Annotated in this window: 14 protein-coding genes and 1 pseudogene; 3 read left to right on the top strand and 12 right to left on the bottom strand. The window is 42.1% G+C overall.

Going from position 1 to position 17,566, the window contains the following annotated elements; genetic code table 11:
* Positions 1-58: 58 nt before the first annotated feature.
* On the bottom strand, positions 59-2,620 hold the full coding sequence (locus DXA60_RS16365) for a glycoside hydrolase family 2 protein (RefSeq protein ID WP_117922384.1): 2,562 nt from the start codon (positions 2,618-2,620) through the stop codon (positions 59-61).
* A gap of 252 nt (positions 2,621-2,872) precedes the next feature.
* Complete coding sequence (locus tag DXA60_RS16360; protein WP_006856253.1) at positions 2,873-3,175, bottom strand: hypothetical protein; 303 nt, start codon at positions 3,173-3,175, stop codon at positions 2,873-2,875.
* Between the two features lie 126 nt (positions 3,176-3,301).
* On the opposite strand from DXA60_RS16360, the gene DXA60_RS16355 reads away from it, so the two are divergent.
* On the top strand, positions 3,302-4,024 hold the full coding sequence (locus DXA60_RS16355; protein ID WP_117922383.1) for a TerD family protein: 723 nt from the start codon (positions 3,302-3,304) through the stop codon (positions 4,022-4,024).
* A 31-nt stretch (positions 4,025-4,055) separates the two neighbouring features.
* Entirely contained in the window at positions 4,056-4,760 is a 705-nt protein-coding gene (locus DXA60_RS16350; protein ID WP_117922382.1) for an AIM24 family protein, read from the top strand.
* Between the two features lie 51 nt (positions 4,761-4,811).
* On the opposite strand, the gene DXA60_RS16345 is transcribed toward DXA60_RS16350, so the two are convergent.
* From DXA60_RS16345 to DXA60_RS16315, 7 genes are read right to left on the bottom strand one after another with little or no spacing between them, the layout of a single operon-like run.
* Positions 4,812-5,618: an HAD hydrolase family protein gene (locus DXA60_RS16345; RefSeq protein WP_117922381.1), complete on the bottom strand. Its 807-nt coding sequence runs from the start codon at positions 5,616-5,618 to the stop codon at positions 4,812-4,814.
* Positions 5,615-8,251 carry a cation-translocating P-type ATPase gene (locus tag DXA60_RS16340; protein WP_006856249.1) on the bottom strand — a complete coding sequence of 879 codons (2,637 nt, stop codon included), beginning with the start codon at positions 8,249-8,251 and terminating at the stop codon, positions 5,615-5,617. Before DXA60_RS16340 ends, DXA60_RS16345 begins: the two co-directional genes overlap by 4 nt.
* 37 nt (positions 8,252-8,288) lie before the next feature.
* Positions 8,289-8,903 (bottom strand): TerD family protein, encoded by a 615-nt coding sequence (locus DXA60_RS16335; RefSeq protein WP_015522113.1) that lies wholly within the window; start codon positions 8,901-8,903, stop codon positions 8,289-8,291.
* Between the two features lie 12 nt (positions 8,904-8,915).
* Positions 8,916-9,497: a TerD family protein gene (locus tag DXA60_RS16330; RefSeq protein WP_006856247.1), complete on the bottom strand. Its 582-nt coding sequence runs from the start codon at positions 9,495-9,497 to the stop codon at positions 8,916-8,918.
* Between the two features lie 48 nt (positions 9,498-9,545).
* Entirely contained in the window at positions 9,546-10,700 is a 1,155-nt protein-coding gene (locus DXA60_RS16325; protein WP_055195937.1) for a toxic anion resistance protein, read from the bottom strand.
* A gap of 15 nt (positions 10,701-10,715) precedes the next feature.
* Entirely contained in the window at positions 10,716-12,992 is a 2,277-nt protein-coding gene (locus DXA60_RS16320) for a YceG family protein (protein WP_117922380.1), read from the bottom strand.
* A 15-nt stretch (positions 12,993-13,007) separates the two neighbouring features.
* On the bottom strand, positions 13,008-13,598 hold the full coding sequence (locus tag DXA60_RS16315; protein ID WP_117922379.1) for a rhomboid family intramembrane serine protease: 591 nt from the start codon (positions 13,596-13,598) through the stop codon (positions 13,008-13,010).
* 216 nt (positions 13,599-13,814) lie between these two features.
* On the opposite strand from DXA60_RS16315, the gene DXA60_RS16310 reads away from it, so the two are divergent.
* The gene (locus DXA60_RS16310) at positions 13,815-14,777 is read left to right on the top strand and encodes an HpcH/HpaI aldolase/citrate lyase family protein (RefSeq protein ID WP_117922378.1); all 963 of its coding nucleotides are present in this window, start codon (positions 13,815-13,817) and stop codon (positions 14,775-14,777) included.
* A 121-nt stretch (positions 14,778-14,898) separates the two neighbouring features.
* Here the strand turns inward: DXA60_RS16310 and DXA60_RS16305 are convergent, their stop codons facing one another.
* The 3 genes and pseudogenes from DXA60_RS16305 to DXA60_RS16295 all read right to left on the bottom strand — a co-directional run.
* The gene (locus tag DXA60_RS16305) at positions 14,899-15,948 is read right to left on the bottom strand and encodes a cysteine protease StiP family protein (protein WP_117922377.1); all 1,050 of its coding nucleotides are present in this window, start codon (positions 15,946-15,948) and stop codon (positions 14,899-14,901) included.
* 117 nt (positions 15,949-16,065) lie between these two features.
* Positions 16,066-17,208 carry a phosphoribosyltransferase domain-containing protein gene (locus DXA60_RS16300; RefSeq protein WP_117922376.1) on the bottom strand — a complete coding sequence of 381 codons (1,143 nt, stop codon included), beginning with the start codon at positions 17,206-17,208 and terminating at the stop codon, positions 16,066-16,068.
* Positions 17,209-17,233: 25 nt separating this feature from the next.
* A pseudogene (locus tag DXA60_RS16295) lies at positions 17,234-17,566 on the bottom strand (hypothetical protein); the annotation flags it as partial.

Genomic DNA, 17,566 nt, shown 5'->3' with positions numbered 1-17,566 from the left:
CTAACTAATTTTATGATAACACTTGTATAAGAAGGTGTAAAGCTGTTCTGTTTTAGAGTTATTCTTCCACTTCCCATGAATCGCACAGTGACCGTACCCGGATCTTAGGCACGCCTTCTGCACCATCCGGCAAAACAGCCGTGATCTCATAAGGTTCTTTTCCGGTCAGATGCATAAAATTATCCGACCAGACCAGATCCACATTACTCTCCACTGAAACGAAAAATGCCGGAGCATCTGATTTTAACCACACCGTCAGCAGATCGCCTTCTATCATTACATCAAAAGTAATCTCTGCTTTTTTGATCTGCATATGTTTATACGGTTTTGGCATTTCAACCTGACGGCTCAAAGTTCCATCGGAGTGTGTAAATACCGCCTCCACAAAAACTTCACTTTCCCTGCCTTCTATCACATCTTTCAAAGAAACCGGTCCCATTGCTTTCACGGACAACGGTTCACATACTGCACGCTGCGAATTTTTCCAGAGAACTTCCCCCAGCATATTTTTCACGAAAACCGTGACATCAGACGATACTTCCTGCATTGTCTCATTTTGCAGATATGGCGTATAGACTGCATCTTCAGATACCTTTAAGCTGCCGAGTACATCCGCATAAAAATGTCTTGAAAAATACTGCAGTGCCTTCCATCTTCCAAAATAATCAATACTTGCCCAGGATGCGACCGGCCAGTTATCATTTAACTGCCAGTAAATTGCACCCATACAGCGTCCCCTGTTTCTGCGCCAGTGTTCCACACCGCTTTTGATCGCGATTGCCTGCAGCACCTGGCTGATATAGATCAGACTCTCAAAATCTTTTGGATATAAAAAGTTCTCCGCAATATAATGCAGAATTTTAGCATTTGCAGAACCATTTTTCTGATGACTCTCCATAACTTCGGAAAAGATATTGCGATCCTCAGGCAGGGTAAAGGTATTGATGGTTTTTTTACAAGGGAACGACTGGAATCCAAATTCTGAGCAAAATCTAAAATAGTAATTTTCATAGTCAGAAAACGGCTTTTCTCCATGCCATACATCCCAGTAATGACGATCCCCGATATCATCGCTGTCCGGGTCCGTAAAATTACCGCCGGATGATGGGGAAGAAGGCCAGTAAAACGTTGCATCATCTTCACTCTTTAATGCTTCCGGGATCAGCTTTTCAAACATTGTCAGGTAATCCTGTTTTAATGCATCCGAATGATCATTAAAACCACCCCAGTGATCCCAGGCTGATTCCATCTCATTGTTGCCACACCAAAGTCCAAGACTTGCGTGGTGTCTTAATCTTTTTACATTATCTTTTGTTTCTTCTATAATGCTCTCCCGCAACGCATCCGTAAGTTCGTAGACATTGCAGGCATACATAAAATCCTGCCATACGATCAGACCATGCTCATCACAGTAATCATAGAAAACATCCGCCGGATAATATCCACCACCCCAGATACGGATACAGTTAAAATGACACGCCACCGCAATATCCAGCAATTCATAAATGCGCTCAGGTGTAATCTTTGAATAAATACAGTCCTCCGGGATATAATCCGCACCCTTGGCAAAAATCTTTACCCCATTGACACAAAATGCAAACTCCTCACCCCATGCATCCTTTTCCCGGCTGACCGTCAATGTACGCAGACCAATGCGCAGCTCTTTTACATCCAGAAATTCTCCGCCCAGAAAAAGTTCCGCACGCACCGTATAAAGCGGCTGTGCACCGTATCCGTTCGGCCACCAGAGTTTCGGATCTTCAACCAGACATTTTCCATCCGAAAAAGAAATCTGTTTTCCATCCGGTGTCTGCAGCGTGATTTTTACCTCAAGATTATCTGCATTCTCTGCCAGTGTCGAATCATTGTTTCCCACACTTTCTTTCAATATCCGGGCATTACTTTCCGCACTCTGTGGCAATACCAGATACTCAGCTTCCGCAATTTCACCGTCCTGTGCCTTTTCCGGCAACATCACTTTTGTTTCTGCCGACAGAAAAACTTTTCCATCTATGTGTTCCTGTCTGATATGCAGATCAGACAGTTCTGCCTTCTCATAGCTGTCAATAAAAATATCACGCCAGATCCCCATATCCGGTAACTGTGGACCCCAGTCCCAGCCAAACATGGAATGTGCTTTCCGGATATACTGATTTCCTTCCATCGCACCGCATGCCGTGTAATGAATCTCTTTTCCCGCTGCCGGCACATGTTCGTTTACATATGCGATTGCAGAATGGATTTTCACTGTGATATTGTTTGTCCCATTTTTCAGGACATTTGTGCACAGAATCCGGTAACGAAGGTGCATGTTATCCACATGCTTTATCAGCATGCCGTTGATAAAAATATCTGCCACCGTGTCGATTCCGTCACAGCAGAGTGCATACACTCTTCCCCCTTCTTTTTTCAGTTCAAATTCCCTTGAAAAAATAAAATCATTTTTCAGCAGCTCTCTTGTCGGGTACTCATTCATCCGGTAAAATGGATCTTCAAGTAAACCGTGTTCTGTCAGTCCGGAAAGTACTGAACCCGGAATCTCCACCGGGCAGAGCAGTGTTTCATCCGCTTTTTTTAACTGCCAGGTACCATTTAAATAAAATTTTTCATGTTGTGCCATAAATATTCTCCATTCCTGCATTTTTATTCATCATAATAAAATGATCTGTCAAACATACATTCCATTATTTGTATCTCAAATTCCTGTATGCCATAGAAGCTGTTTGTTCTGCTTACCTGTTGTATTATAACAAGGATCTTCTATAATTTCCAAATAAATCCGATCAAAAAAATTAGGGAAGCCCATCCGACCTCCCTAACTTATTTCTCATATAAAATGTTTGATTTCTATTTCCTGTTTTTCGATCAATAATTACTTATTTGTCTTCAGTTTATATGTTTTTCCGAATTCGCCATAATATTTTTTAGAACCTGATTTCACAAATCCACGAACGCGGAACTTATACGTTGTCCCCTTCTTTAACTGTATAATGTTTGCAGATGAAAAATCAGATGCTACCGTCTTTACTTTATTCGGGAGTACAATAACAGTTATATTGCTGGTTACACCTTGTGATTTTACGGAAATCTTACAGCTTCCCGGCGCTACTGCAACGATTTTTCCTTTTGATGAAACCTTTGCAACCGATGTTTTTGTTGACTTATATGTCAACATTTCGCAATTTGACACCTCTATCAGAATCACTTAAAATGAAATCCAGAGACTTATTAATTCATAACAATAGATTGCCCGCGGAGCGTACATTCTATTATTTTACTAAACGATAAGGGGTTTTTTATTATGGTAGATATTCCAATGAGATCCTCTGCTCCCGTCACCAGACAGACCGTTCTTTCCATCAACGAACGCAAAGTTGAGGGGGCAAAAACAACACGAACCATCACTTCGATCAACCACACGTCATCTCAAGCAGTATCAAACGCATCCACACCGGCGTCAAAACCTTTACCTCCACTGGTACATATGGTGCAAAAAGGTCAGAAAACACCGCTGGAGAATTCCGGGAAGCTCACTTCCATAAAGGCATGTCTTGGATGGAATGTCAAAAATCCTGCCTGTGATGTGGATGTATCCGCATTTTTGCTCGGCTCATCCGGTAAAGTGATCGGTGATTCCTGGTTTGTCTTTTACGGGCAGACCGAAAGCCCGGATCACAGCACGGTTTTCCACGCTGACGGCGGCGCAGACCGCGAGATCATTTCCGTGGATTTTACCAGATTAGATCCATCCGTTGCCAGAATCGTATTTGTGCTGACGATCAATGAAGCATTTGAAAAAAATCTGAATTTCGGAATGCTTGAGGATGCGTATATCCGTATTATGGATCCTGCCGGCACCGAGCTGGTCAGCTTTAAAATGGATGAATACTATACGAACGTGACATCCATGATGATCGGTGAACTGTATCTGCATAACGGCGCATGGAAATTTAATGCCATCGGAAACGGCGTGGCAAAAGATCTCGCAGGACTGTGCGGTTTGTACGGCGTTCAGGTTATTTAAACAAAGGATTAGATTTTGGAGGAAATTTGTTATGTTAACATTTGAAACAGTAAACGAACTTACTTTAAAGGTTACCTGCACTGGCAGTGATGTACTCTTTACAAAAGCAGGTGCATTTATCGCCGGAGAAAATGCCGGTGGAAAGAATTACAAATTTGAAAAAGTCTTGCTTGGACCGCAGAATAATATCGGGCAGGCTCTGCTTGGTCAGCTTGCACGAAGAGTGACCGGAGAAAATCTCCCACTTATGAAGGTAACTTTAAATGGTGATTCTGTTACATATTACGCAAATTATGGTCAGCATGTTGTGGTCTATCACTTAGAGCAGGGGGAAACTATCTCAGTGGAATCCGAAAATATTCTCGCTTTCTCCCAGGATTGTGATTACAGTGTCCGTTTTATCGGTGTCGGTGTGCTTTCCCAGAAAGGTCTTGCAACTTCCACTCTGATTGCACGTGGAAAAGATGCATATGTTGCTGTGCTTTGTGACGGCAACCCGATCGTTTTAAGCAATGTGATGTCTCAGGATACGATCTCTGTTGATCCTGACGCTGTTGTATGCTGGGTTGGAAATGGACATTGTGATCCGCAGGTGACGGCTGATATTTCGTGGAAAACGTTTATCGGACAGACTTCCGGGGAGTCTTACCAGTTTGAGTGGCATGGGAATTGTCCGGTTACAGTGATTATTCAGCCTTCGGAGAGGAAGGGCGGAATCAGTGTGAGTATGGATTAGTGGCTGGCACTTTACCTCACATACCAAAAACGGAGTCTGTTGCAAGTGGTATTATCCTGTATGAATAATACCTGCTGCAACAGACTCCGTTTTTATTTTTAGAACTTTTTCTAATAGGGCATCGGAAAATATTTTTTTCGATGTCATTTCATCTATTTTTTTCCGGGCTCCGGATGTTTTCGGGATTTCATATTTTTGTGTGAATCCAGATGGGACAAGTCCGCGGTCGGCGGTCAATAGCATGGGGATATCAAAGGTGCTGTCTCCGGCGGCAATTACGAACTCTGGTTTTAGTTTTTCTCTGAGTCGGTCTACTGCCGTTCCTTTATTCAGAGTTTGCGGTACTACATATACTTTTTCACCGTTGGAAAAGACATCTACATATTTTGTATCGAGAGATGTTTTTAAATCATTTACAACTGTTTCGGGATCATTGCATTTTGTAAAGATAAACAGCTTTTCAATGTATCGGAGTTCAAATTTTCTGCGTGGTTCCCGCTCTAACAGTTCCATGGCAAGGTTCATTTCTTCCCTGCTATCCGACACCAGATGCAGGGAGTCCTGATACCATGCTTCATCCGGCACACCATTTACCAGAAGGACACCACCGTTGCAGACCAATGCATATGGAAATGGTCCGATTCCCAGATCAATGCGCTGATATTGTTCCAACGTCCTAGTGGTCGTTGGAACAATGAGCATTTCATTTTTTACGAGCTGCAGGAGATGATATGTTTCCTCTGTGATGCAGGATATTTCTCTTCCCTGATAGAGTTCCACATTTCGCTTCTGCGGCCCGATGTCATGTTTATAGGAATAGATGAGTGTATTATCCAAATCGGTATGAAAGGCGATCATTTTTTCGAAACAATGGCTTTTCTTACCATATCAACCGGGATAATGAGCACTGCTAACAGCATGGAAACAAATAATGCTTTTGCATTCAATGTCGTTGTGCTGAATACCTGACCACCAATCTCAATGATGATGGTCTGAAGTATAAAGATCACACCCATAACAATGATAAAATTCTTGTTCTCTTCAATGTGTTCAAATACATTAAATCTCTCAGATCTGGTATTTAAGCTGTTAAAAATGATTGAATAAATGAAAAAAGCAAACATAAATGTTTTTTCATATAATTCCGGATCCGCGCAGCCTGCCGGTGTTACAAAATCTGTAATCCCACCAATGTTTTCCAGAATCAGGATGGAGCCAAGTGTGATAAATACAGAGCTTGTTCCGATTGCAGATTTAATATAAGTTGTTAAAATGTTATCTTTTCTGAGTGCCGGTTTTTCATTCATGTATCGGTCGAGAATCGGCTCTCCGCCAAATGCCATGGCTGCCAAAGTATCCATGATCAGATTGATCCATAAAATCTGGACAATGGAGAATGGCTCGGTCCATCCCAGGATCGGCGCAATAATGTTCATCAACAAGGTACTGATATTGACGGTCAGCTGGAAGATTAAGAATTTACCAACTGATTTTGACATTGTTCTACTGTTCAATACGCAGTCCTTAATGGAAGTCAAACTGTTATTTAAGATGACAACGTCACCTGCCTCCTGGGCAACTGCTGTACCGTCTCCCATGGCAAATCCGATATCTGCCTGTTTTAATGCCGGTGCATCATTAACACCGTCTCCGGTCATACCGCAGACATTATCAAGCTGCTGTGAAATAGAAACAAGTCTCTTTTTATCAAGCGGTTTTGCCCTGCTCACCACGCGGAGATTCGGAAGTTTTTTCTTTAACTCTTCATCTGACATCTGCTCTAACTCTTCATGTGTGAGAACAACATCGTTCTGCTCGTCTTTTAAGATACCAGCTTCCTTTGCGATGGCAACTGCTGTTTCCTCCGCATCACCGGTTACCATGACAACCTGGATACCGGCATTGTTTAAAATCTCAACGGTCTCAACCGCATCGGTTCTTACGTTATCTCTTAAGCAGAGCACTGCCATCAGAACTGTTTTTCCATCTGCGATTTTGGCAACAGAAAGCAATTTCATCGTTCTCTTTGCCTGGGCGAGCATCTGATCTTCCACAGCTTTTTTATCTGCTGCAGTAAATTCTTTTTCTTCACCGGATGGAAGCATATAATGTGTTACTTTATCAATGATGTTTTCGGTTGCACCTTTCCAGTAAACCAGTCCGTTTTTCAATGTAACGGTAGCGCATTTCTTTTCCGAATCAAATCCGCTGATGTCAGCGACTTTATCCGGATCGTTTTTCGAATCATCATAACCATGCTCTAGGGCATATCCCAAAAGGGCTCTGTCCATGTTATTACTTCCGATTGGTTTACCCTCGGATACTTTTGCAAGATTGTTTAATGTAATCGCCTCGATAAATTCCTGATTCGGAATGTTCTCTGCGATCTTACCGTCACCGGTGATAAATTCTACCAAAGATAAGTTACCCTGTGTGATCGTTCCTGTTTTATCACTGAATAAAACATTCATATACGCAGAATCAGAAAATGCTGCCTTGTGGCTGACAAGAATATTTTTCTTGTACATGGACTCTGTGTTCATGGACTGCACCAGACTGTTCATCATCGGAAGACCTTCCGGCACTGCCATGATAACGATAGATGCCATCAACATAACTGCCTCTGCAACCAAAAGCAGAACATAAACAACTGTGATTGGTTCATCCGTACGGATCAGGTTCAGTACAACATCTAATACGCCTGCAATGGCAGCCGCGGACACACCAAGTTTACCGATACCGGCAGCTACCACTTCCAGTTTCAGGCTTGAAGTATCTTTTCTCTCGTCCTCTTCATTATCATCCGTCAGAGCCTTGTTGATCTTTCCAAGCTCGGATGCATCACCGATGACGGTTGCAACCATATACCCTTCACCCGAGGTCACTACTGATCCCATAAATACTTTGTTTGCAGATGCATAATCTGTAGATTCCGCTTCATCAAGATTATCAGCAGCCGTTTTATTCTCATCTCTTGACTCACCGTTTAATGCAGCCTGTGAAACTTTGATGTGTCCTTCAAATAACACACCGTCGGTCGGTACCTTATCACCAGCCTGAACGAGGATCGTATCACCTTTTACAATCTCACTGGTAAGGATATTGACCAGTTTTCCATTTCTCATGACTTTTGCATAAGTCTTGTTGTATTCTTCTTGTAATGCCTCACTTCTGGAACTGTTGCGGTACTCGGATAATGTACTGAATCCGGTTGCCAGTGCGATTGCTAAAACAATACTTATAATCTCAACAACATCGTTTTCTCCTGCTAATGCCGGTACAAACACACCGATAACAGAAATGACGATTTTCATGACCAGTGCTGCACATAATACTTTGATCCAAATGTCATCAAATGCTCCGATGAACATCGACCACAGTGATTCTGTCTCTTTTTTTGCAAGAGCGTTTGTTCCAAAATCCTGTTTGCTCTTGTTTACTTGTGAGTCTGACAGACCTCTCATAAGCTCTTCTTTATTTATGTTACTCATTTTGGGTAGTTAACCTCCTCTAATGTATCAATCTTTTTTATACAAATCTTCTGCTCAGTTCTCCCAGTCCCGGGTCATTTGTACCCTGGCCAACAGCGCTGAACTTCCATTCTCCGTTATGTCTGTACACTTCTCCAAATATCATTGCCGTCATACCGGAATAATTTTCAGTCAGGTTGTACTTGCACATTTCATTATTGTTTCTTGCATCAACTAAACGGATGAATGCATTCTCAATCATGCCAAAATGCTGATGTCTCTGAACCGCCTGATAAATATTTACAACGATTACGATTTTGTCATACTCCTGTGGTACTTTTGCAAGGTCGATCACGATCTGCTCGTCATCTCCATCACCGGCTCCTGTCAGGTTGTCTCCCTGATGATTTACGGTACCTGATTTATGGTGCAAATTACCAAAATAAACGATGTCTGATTTATCCACCAGTTTTCCATTCTTTAACATCAGTGCGGATGCATCACAGTCGATCGGCTGCTGCTTTGATCCGCCCCCGAATAAAGCACTTAAGAATCCACCTCCGGATGAAGACTGCTGCACTTCATCCCATCCAAGACCGACAATAATCTTTGACAATCCTGCGTTATCTTTTGACAGACTGACCTTCTGTCCTTTCTGTAAACTAATTGACATTATAAATCCTCCTTATGCCACTTCAATTCCATAGTGTCCGCAAAGTGCTGCGAGTCCGCCCTGGAAGCCGCTTCCGATCGCATTAAATTTCCATTCGCCGTTATGTCTGTATAATTCACCGACAACGACTGCTGTCTCAATGGAGAAATCCTCTCCTAAGTCATAGCGGATCATTTCTTTTCCGGTTGTCTCATCCACCAGACGAATGAAAGAATTAGATACCTGTCCAAAATTCTGGCGTCTTGCCTCCGCCTCATAGATCGTTACGGTAAATGCGATTCTCTCAATGTTTGCCGGTACTTTGGAAAGATCGATCTGGATCTGCTCGTCATCGCCTTCTCCCTCTCCGGTTAAGTTATCGCCCATATGTTTTACAGACTCGCTCGGATGAGCCAGATTTCCATAAAATACAAATTCTTTGTCTGTCGGGCACTTTCCATCTGCTCCCAGCATAAATGCTGCTGCATCCAGGTCAAAATCTACACCGGAATCAAATGCATTGACATCCCAGCCAAGACCAACCATGATATTTTTCAGTCCCGGATTTCCTTTTGTTAAATCTACTTTCTGTCCTTTTGATAAATTAATTGGCATAGTATTACCCTCCTTAGAATAAATGAATCTATAGTTATTAGAAATAACTTACTTGTTTGCCGGCGGCATATGATACTGTCTGTTGAAATCCGCCTTGATCGCCTCAAGTCTTGCCTGATCTTCCACACGTTTCTTTCTGCAGTCTTCCTGAATTCTTTTCGTTTCTTCAATACCACTGGTAATCGTTCTCCAGGTCGTCTCAAGTGTTTCAATCTGGATTGAGCTTCCGGATGCCATCTTAGCGGTAGCCTTGGAAACTTCCACAGTATTCTGCGCATTTTTGATCAGCATCTCGTTGGTCTTCTTATCCAGAGCAGACATTGCTTCTGCCTGAATGCGCTGGCGTTTCAGCAGAATTGCCTGTGCAAGTGCCTGTTTAAATACCGGAAGTGTTACAATAAATGCGGAGTTAATTTTTCTGACCAGATTATAGTTGCTGAACTCCATCGTTTTGATCATCGGAATGGACTGCATTGCAACATTCTCTGCTGTTCGAAGATCCTGTGTACGCTGTTCCATCATCATCAGTGCCTGATTTAAGCTGGTAAGTTCAAACTGGATCGACTCGTCTCCGGTAACCGCCATATCCTGCTGTCTCTTTGCAATGTAATCTTCAATCTCTTTACATGCCTGCTCTCCGGCAAGAATGTATTTCACAAGTTCATGATAATAATTTACATTTGCCTCAAACATCGTATTTAATTTACGGTTTGACTGTTTGATCTCTGATTCATAGCCTTTGAGCTGAACATAGATCTTGTCGACTTCCTCGCCCATCGTGTGATATTTTGCAAGGATCTTGTCGAGCTGTTTTTTCATATTTCCAAATAATTTTCCAAACAGTCCCGGATTTTCTTTGATCTCATCGATATCAAACTGATCCATGATCTTTGCTAACGTTTTTAACATTTCGCTGGTATCGTCAAGCTGTGACATATTCATGCTGTTTAACACGACATCCGATGCTTTCGAAATTTCTTCTGCAACCTCCGCTCCAAATGTGACGATTGTCTCAAGATTGTTGACCTCAATCGTACTGACGATCCGGTCAACCTCATCCGAATTGACCAGTTCTGAATTCATTTTTTCCCTGTCGGCAACAATGTCATACTGTTCCACAACAGCGATCTCATCTTTTGTGTCCGGTACCACTGTGGCTGCCGGCGCTGCCGCAGTCGTTGTTTTGCTAAAATCAAGTCCCATACGATTCCTCCATTTCTAATTACCTCTCTTAAAAAATTTATCCCGCCAGGTGTGGCGTGTATTATTAAATGAAATACTATTCAGGTCAGGGACTTGCAGATCATATTTATATTCCCCTATCTGGTGTTCTTCCATTAGCTGCCCGTTAAAATATTTTTCAATACTCTGATATCCCGTCGGCACAAAAAATACAATATCAAATCCCATCAGATGCAAAAATACTGTCAGGATCGAGTCTTCCAGTGAAATGACCGTCTCCGATGTATTGATATAGATCAGTTTCGGATTTTTCCAGGTAAGATCAAATTTCTGGATCAGTCTTACGATATCTTTCGGCAGATTTAACACCTGCGCAATCACGGTGTATTCCATACCATTTTCCCCGATTCCTTTGATCCGTTTCTGATCGATCAGAAGCTGCATCTTATCAAGTATCATCTCCTGAATATCTTCCCGCAGGATACCGTACGGGTATTTTGGATGTGCCTTGATCTTATTCCGCTGCAGTTTTCCATTTTTGAAAAATTCAGCAGCATACATTTTCATCGGATTCGGTGCCATCGGCTCTATATAAGGCGCTCTTTTTATCACGACTGTATCTTCCGTGACCAGTTCTTTTACGGATGTCCAGTAGCCGGCGGTATGTCCGTCTTTGACTCCGGAAACTTTTGCAAAAATGACCGGTATGTTCACGACACCATCGACCACGCTGAAATCCGGCCGGTACTTTAATTCCTGATCCCACAGGATCTTAATCTCCTCGTACATGGTCTGCAGACTGATAATGTTCGCCTTTCCATACTGCATGTTCCGGTACATGCCGGTATCCTGATACATTAACGTATCCAGTTCCCTCTCCGCATGGTAGGCAACCGTTCCCATTTTGACCTGGGAACTCTCCTCCGGGTACCTGTCCATGGTAAGGCTTTCCTCATAATTCAGTTCATACAACAGCGGATCCGTAAGCTGGCATGGTACATTCCTGTTCGGACAAAGGATCACCACATCGACCGGCAGCCTTGCTAAAAACCTGAGAAACAACGCTTCATTTTCATTCTGGCACCCGCCCATATGGATAAAACATCCGATCTCCGGCATCTTCCAATTGGAAAATAAAAACGGCAGATACCTTTTCAGCCAGCACAACAGGTAAACCGCCTTGCTGGTGAGCCTGTTTAAATTATCGCCTTCTTTGCCTGATTCTGCAAGAAGAATATCCACAAATGTTTTGTGCATGATCTTTTGCAATTCTAAATTTGCCGGATACTTTATATTCGTGGAAAGATCCATGATAAGCTGATCTGTTTTTGCATAATTTCTGCGCCGGATCTCTGCGATTTCATCCGGTGTCGGTCTTTCGATCTCCCCGTTTACGATCACCATCTTCCGCCCGGCATTTTTCAGTTCAAGCTGCAGCTGAAACAATTCGTTCGCATATGTCAGCTTGTCCTCTGCACCGTTGATCCGGTAAAAACAGTTATAAAAGAAGCGGGGATCTGTTCCTCTGGTCAACACACTCTTTTTGATATCCTCAAATCCTTTTCCATCAATCCATGCATTGGTACAGTTATTGACAGAAGGCAGACTTCCATACAGCCGTTCCTTTTCAAAATCATTTTGTATTGCCTCCCGTACTTTCTTTAAGCAGTATCCTTCCGGGAAAGCTGTCATCCCCTCCATTTGCAGATCATCCGATAAAACGGAAGCGGGATCTGATTTCAGATATCCGGCATCACCGTGATACTGCAGCAGCACCACATCACTCCCGGCATTGGACAGGATCGATATCAGCATCAGTTCGTAATTACTGATATCCCCCTCATAAAGGATCTTGGGCAGTTCATTTTCCCCAAGCTGGTTTAGAATCCGTTCAAATTTGTAGTACAGCCAGCACATAAACTTAATATATGCATTTTTCAGCATATTTTCTGTTTTTCCATTCTGCCTCATGGTATCAAGCGAGTCATAGATCGAATCTGCCACATTCTGCCTTTGCAGATCGTTCATGCGCGGCAGCCATTTTTTTAAACCATTCGATATAAATGACGGATTCATCTGAAAATCCATCCCCATGATTTCAGAATAATACGCAAGGTTCTTCTCATCGGGATTTGGGATTTTTCCTTCGATCACCACACCCGCTCTTCTTGCCGTATCATAATATTTTTTTATAAAGTCCCCGATTTTTTCCGTGTATCCATTGATCCGGTAAAAATACACCTCTCTGCTCTGTCTTCCGTTTAGATCGGCAAAGTAATCATCAAGGCTGCGAATCTTTTTGTGTTCTAACATAGCGCATTCTCACCTTCAATATCTGTTCATTTTGTTTTTGTTCATCACATAGCCAAGGCCTGACCCGACAATGCCTCCTAAAATATGTGTCAGATTCGAGACGTTATCCCTGATAAAGATACCATCATACACCTGCTGCCCGATATAGATCAGCGCAACCAGAATAAAGGTCAGCGGGATTTTTTCCTCCTCAATACTTGTTAAAGATGCGAGTAATATGAACGCAAATACAACACCGCTTGCCCCAAGGAGCTGGACATGTGGGAAAAATATGAAATTGATCACACCCGTTACCAGCGCTGTCGCTAAAATCACAAAGAGAATATTTGCCGAACCGTATTTTTCTTCCAAAAGCGGTCCTACAACCAGTAACATCATAATATTTCCAAAGAAATGATCCCAGCTGGCATGTCCTAACACATGTCCGAAAAACCGGATGTATGTGAGCGGACTTGCCAACGATGACCGGTAGACACTGAAAAGTGCAAGCGTGGATGCACTGCCTGTTACTTTATCTAAAATCAGTACGATAAAACAGGCAAGCGTAAATCCCAAAATAACCGGAGAGTTAAATGACAGCCGTATCTTTTTACCACCGTTACTCATATTATTCTTTCCTCAAAAACCCTGTTTCACAGAGCACAATATTCTATAAAAATCATCTAAAAGTATAGCATACCGGCATCCTGTTTTCAAGAAAACGTCCGGCATCGAATCTATCTATCTTTTTGCCTATATTAATGCTATAATTCAATTTGCAATCTGTTGTTAAACTTGTGATATTTTGAAGAGTTTTTATACACTCAGGGGGATTTTTACAAATTGAAAAACGATATTATTTATTACAGTGTCGGTGCACTGCTCTATTGTCCCGCCAATAAAAAAACGATTGCCGACTCTGTGATTCATGAAAAATTTGGAACTAAATATTCTCTGGCTTTATGCCTTGAAGATACGATCAATGACAACTATGTGACAGAAGCAGAGCAGGATCTTATCTCTTCCATCCATCAGATATTTGAAAGTTTTCAGGATCATCCTTTTTACCTTCCGAAAATCTTTATCCGTGTCCGCAATGCCGGCCAGATTGAACGTTTAACGAAGGCTTTTGGGGAAAGCATAAAAGTGATCACCGGTTATATCATACCGAAATTTACTGCTGACAACGCCAGCTCTTATATAGAAGAAATGATCCGGGCTAACGAACAGGCTTCCAGGAAATTATATATGATGCCGATCTATGAGAGTTCTTCTATCATTGACCTGCGGCACCGTATCGATATCCTGTATGATCTGAAAGACAGGCTTTCCCATGTGGAAGATCTCGTTTTAAATATTCGTGTCGGAGGAAATGATCTGTGTCACATGTTTGGATTCCGCCGTCATTGTGACGAGTCCATTCACCTGATCAGACCTGTCGCTGATATTTTTTCTGATATCATAACTGTTTACGGCATGGACTACGTCGTTTCCGGACCGGTATGGGAATATTATTCCGGGTATAATTGGGAAAATGGCCTGATTCAGGAACTAAAAGATGATAAACTCTGCGGCTTTACCGGAAAAACAGTCATTCATCCAAATCAGATTTCTGTCGTAAACAAAGTTTATCAGGTTACAAGATCAGATTTTAACGATGCAAAAGCAATTTTAAACTGGGATAAAAAATCAGACTCGCTTGTCTCCGGAAATCTTGCGGGTGAACGCATGAACGAATACAAAACCCACCATAACTGGGCAGAAAAAATCTTATTTCTTGCAGAGGTCTTTGGCATAACAGACTAAACTTATGTATGCACGAATTTCTTTGGCATGACAGACCAGACTGATGTATACATAAATTTCTTTGGCATGACGAGACCAAACTGACGTATGCATAAATTTTCCTGGAAACCGGCAGTATTTTTTATATATCTGACATTTTTTTAATGATACCGCAGCATTTATAATGTTTCATCGGATAATACTGGATCGACACATTTTTTTCCTCAGCTAATCTCACCAGATGTCCAAGCTGAGGATCTCCCTTGTACCTCTCATCAATCAGGATCTTCCATGGAACTCTTCGCAGCAATACTCTTGTCGCCTCTCCGATTCCCGGTTTGATCAGATTGATATCATCAATATCAAATGTCTTTGCAATCTGTTTTACCTCGTCAATACCAGAGCTTTCCACACACTTATTTTCTTTTTCCACATCCATCTCAAACTCGTTCTCGATCGTATGGATAAATTCATAGGACAGATCCGAATCTTTTAATTCTCCGTAATAGACGGCTCCATGGAAATCATCTTTTCCAATGATATCACTCCTTAAGAATGTCCTGCTGATCAGTCCTGACACAGTGCTGTTAAGACAGGAACTCGGTATTAAAATATCATCGTGTGTGCCGCACAGTTCTGTCACATTAGCAGGATCGGCAATGACTGCGATATCGGATGACACACCTTCATACTGCGCAAGATCCTTTTTTAATTCATTTAAAATCGCGCCCTTTCCGATCCATCCGTCCACGAACAATAACTGTCCCGGTTCATACCGGCTTAACAGATATTTCATCGCATTGTCATCAATCCCTCTGCCGCGGATGATGGAAATGGAATAATGCGGTACATTGACCTGATATTTTTTTGCAATATATCTTTTGACTAAAATTCCGATTGGAATACCGGCGCGAGCCAGTGAGACGAGCACAATGTCCTGTCCCTTTTTTTCAATGATCTTATCTGCAAGTCTTCCGACAGCAAGTGCTACCGGTTTTGCATAATTTTTCAACGCTTCCCGGTACACCTGCATATATTTTTCTGTCGGGACATATTCGACCGGCAGCATTTCACTGTAATGTTTTCCCGCCTGTATCAGTTTTTCTCTCTCTTCGGTCGGCTGTGGCTGCACCATGCCGGTGATATCTTTTAACAGAAGAGTCACGTCCTCATCCCGGTATGAACTTCTCATTTAATCTTGTCTCCATTCTTTCCTGCTTTCCATTACATCGCATGTTTGCTGCTGAGACACAAATTTCGTATGGGAAAAATTTTATTTTCACATTATGCCCTTATTCCTGTGCCCTCTTTAACACCAGCGTATCACCGTTATATTTTCATTTTTCATCCGAAGTGCGTAAATCAGCGTTTCTAATCCTTTTAACGACGCTAATGCTGCATCCGTCATAACGATAACCCTGTCATAGTTTTCCAAATCATAAATAAAAGTCTTTCGATCCGGATCATATAAGCTGCGCAGTTCATATCTGCAATGCAGTGGATACTCTTCCTCGGTACTGACCGCGATCGGACTTCTAGTCGTAGAATGGCAGCGGACAACACATCCCATTTTTTCGATTTCGTACCCTGTCAGAAGTGCCGGATACATAAACTCTTCCGTGCCAATCACAAGTACACGTTCACCCTGTTTCACAACAGTCTCTGTGATCACGGTTTTCGCAAGTTTTTTACATGCAGCCTCATATTGTTTTGCGTCAACGAAACGTCTTGCATTCATCCATCCGGGAATCGATATGATATGTTCCCGCATATTCTTCTCCGATTGCACATCAATATCCGCGCTTTCCTGCGTATGATTCTCCGGTATCGCACAAATATATAAACCATCACATCTATACTGCTCCGCAACCGTACCGTATCCGGAATGATCCGTTTTTACCAGATAATGAAGTTCTATTTTTTCATCCTGATAAATTTTTAAGGATTCTTCTGTCATTCCATTTAACAATGAAGCAACTGCAAATTTTATTTTTTTCTGATACTCTTTTGTTATGATCTTAATGATATTCATGATCGTATTCCCGGTGGTCACCTCATCCTCTATAAATACAATCCTGTCGATATCATTTATCACACGGTCTATATCATCTTTTACTAATTTCTGCTCAGTCGCATGGCTGTGCGCTTCCGAAAAAAATAAATATCTGGCATCCGGTATTACTTCCCGTGTTGTCTGGATATACTTTGTTCCCAATGTGATCGCAGCCTGTGCACCGATTGCTGTCGCGGTTTCCGCAAAACCGATCAAAAGCAGTCTCTCGCCTTCATATTTTCCCTGAAGCTTCTCTGCAAGACTTTTGAAAAGATTCAATGCTTTCGAAGGTTCTACCGGAACATGCTTTCCCTGCAGTGGATCTACTACCAGATAATTTCTTTTGGTATTGTTTTCCCGTTTTGCTATTCTCACTAAATCTTTTTGCTGATAGTTCATATGTTTTTGATTTTCCTGACGTTCGTTAATTTTTTACGATCTGTTTTCCAAAAGTCTTTAGATATTCCTGGGCAGTCTGTAATGATATATTTAGTTTTTTCTGCAACCGCTCTAAAATAGCGTCTTCTGGCAACCCTAGATCACAACATGTATCTACAATTCCTTCCACTCTGCCGCGCATTTCTCCTCTTGCTACATCCTGCTCTATTTCATCTTTCATTAATTCCCGTAATGCTTCGCACATACCATTTGCCCTCCTTACCTTCTGATATATTTCATAGTTCGCACTAACACTCGCCTGTAATACCGCATCTATATTATTCCGCTCCCGCGGTGTCTTCATATTTTCTGTCTGTTC

Source organism: Roseburia sp. OF03-24 (genome assembly GCF_003463035.1).
Classification (GTDB): domain Bacteria; phylum Bacillota; class Clostridia; order Lachnospirales; family Lachnospiraceae; genus Roseburia; species Roseburia rectibacter.
The sequence above is the reverse complement of the archived record's forward strand: the minus strand, read 5'-3'. Positions and strand labels throughout refer to the sequence as shown.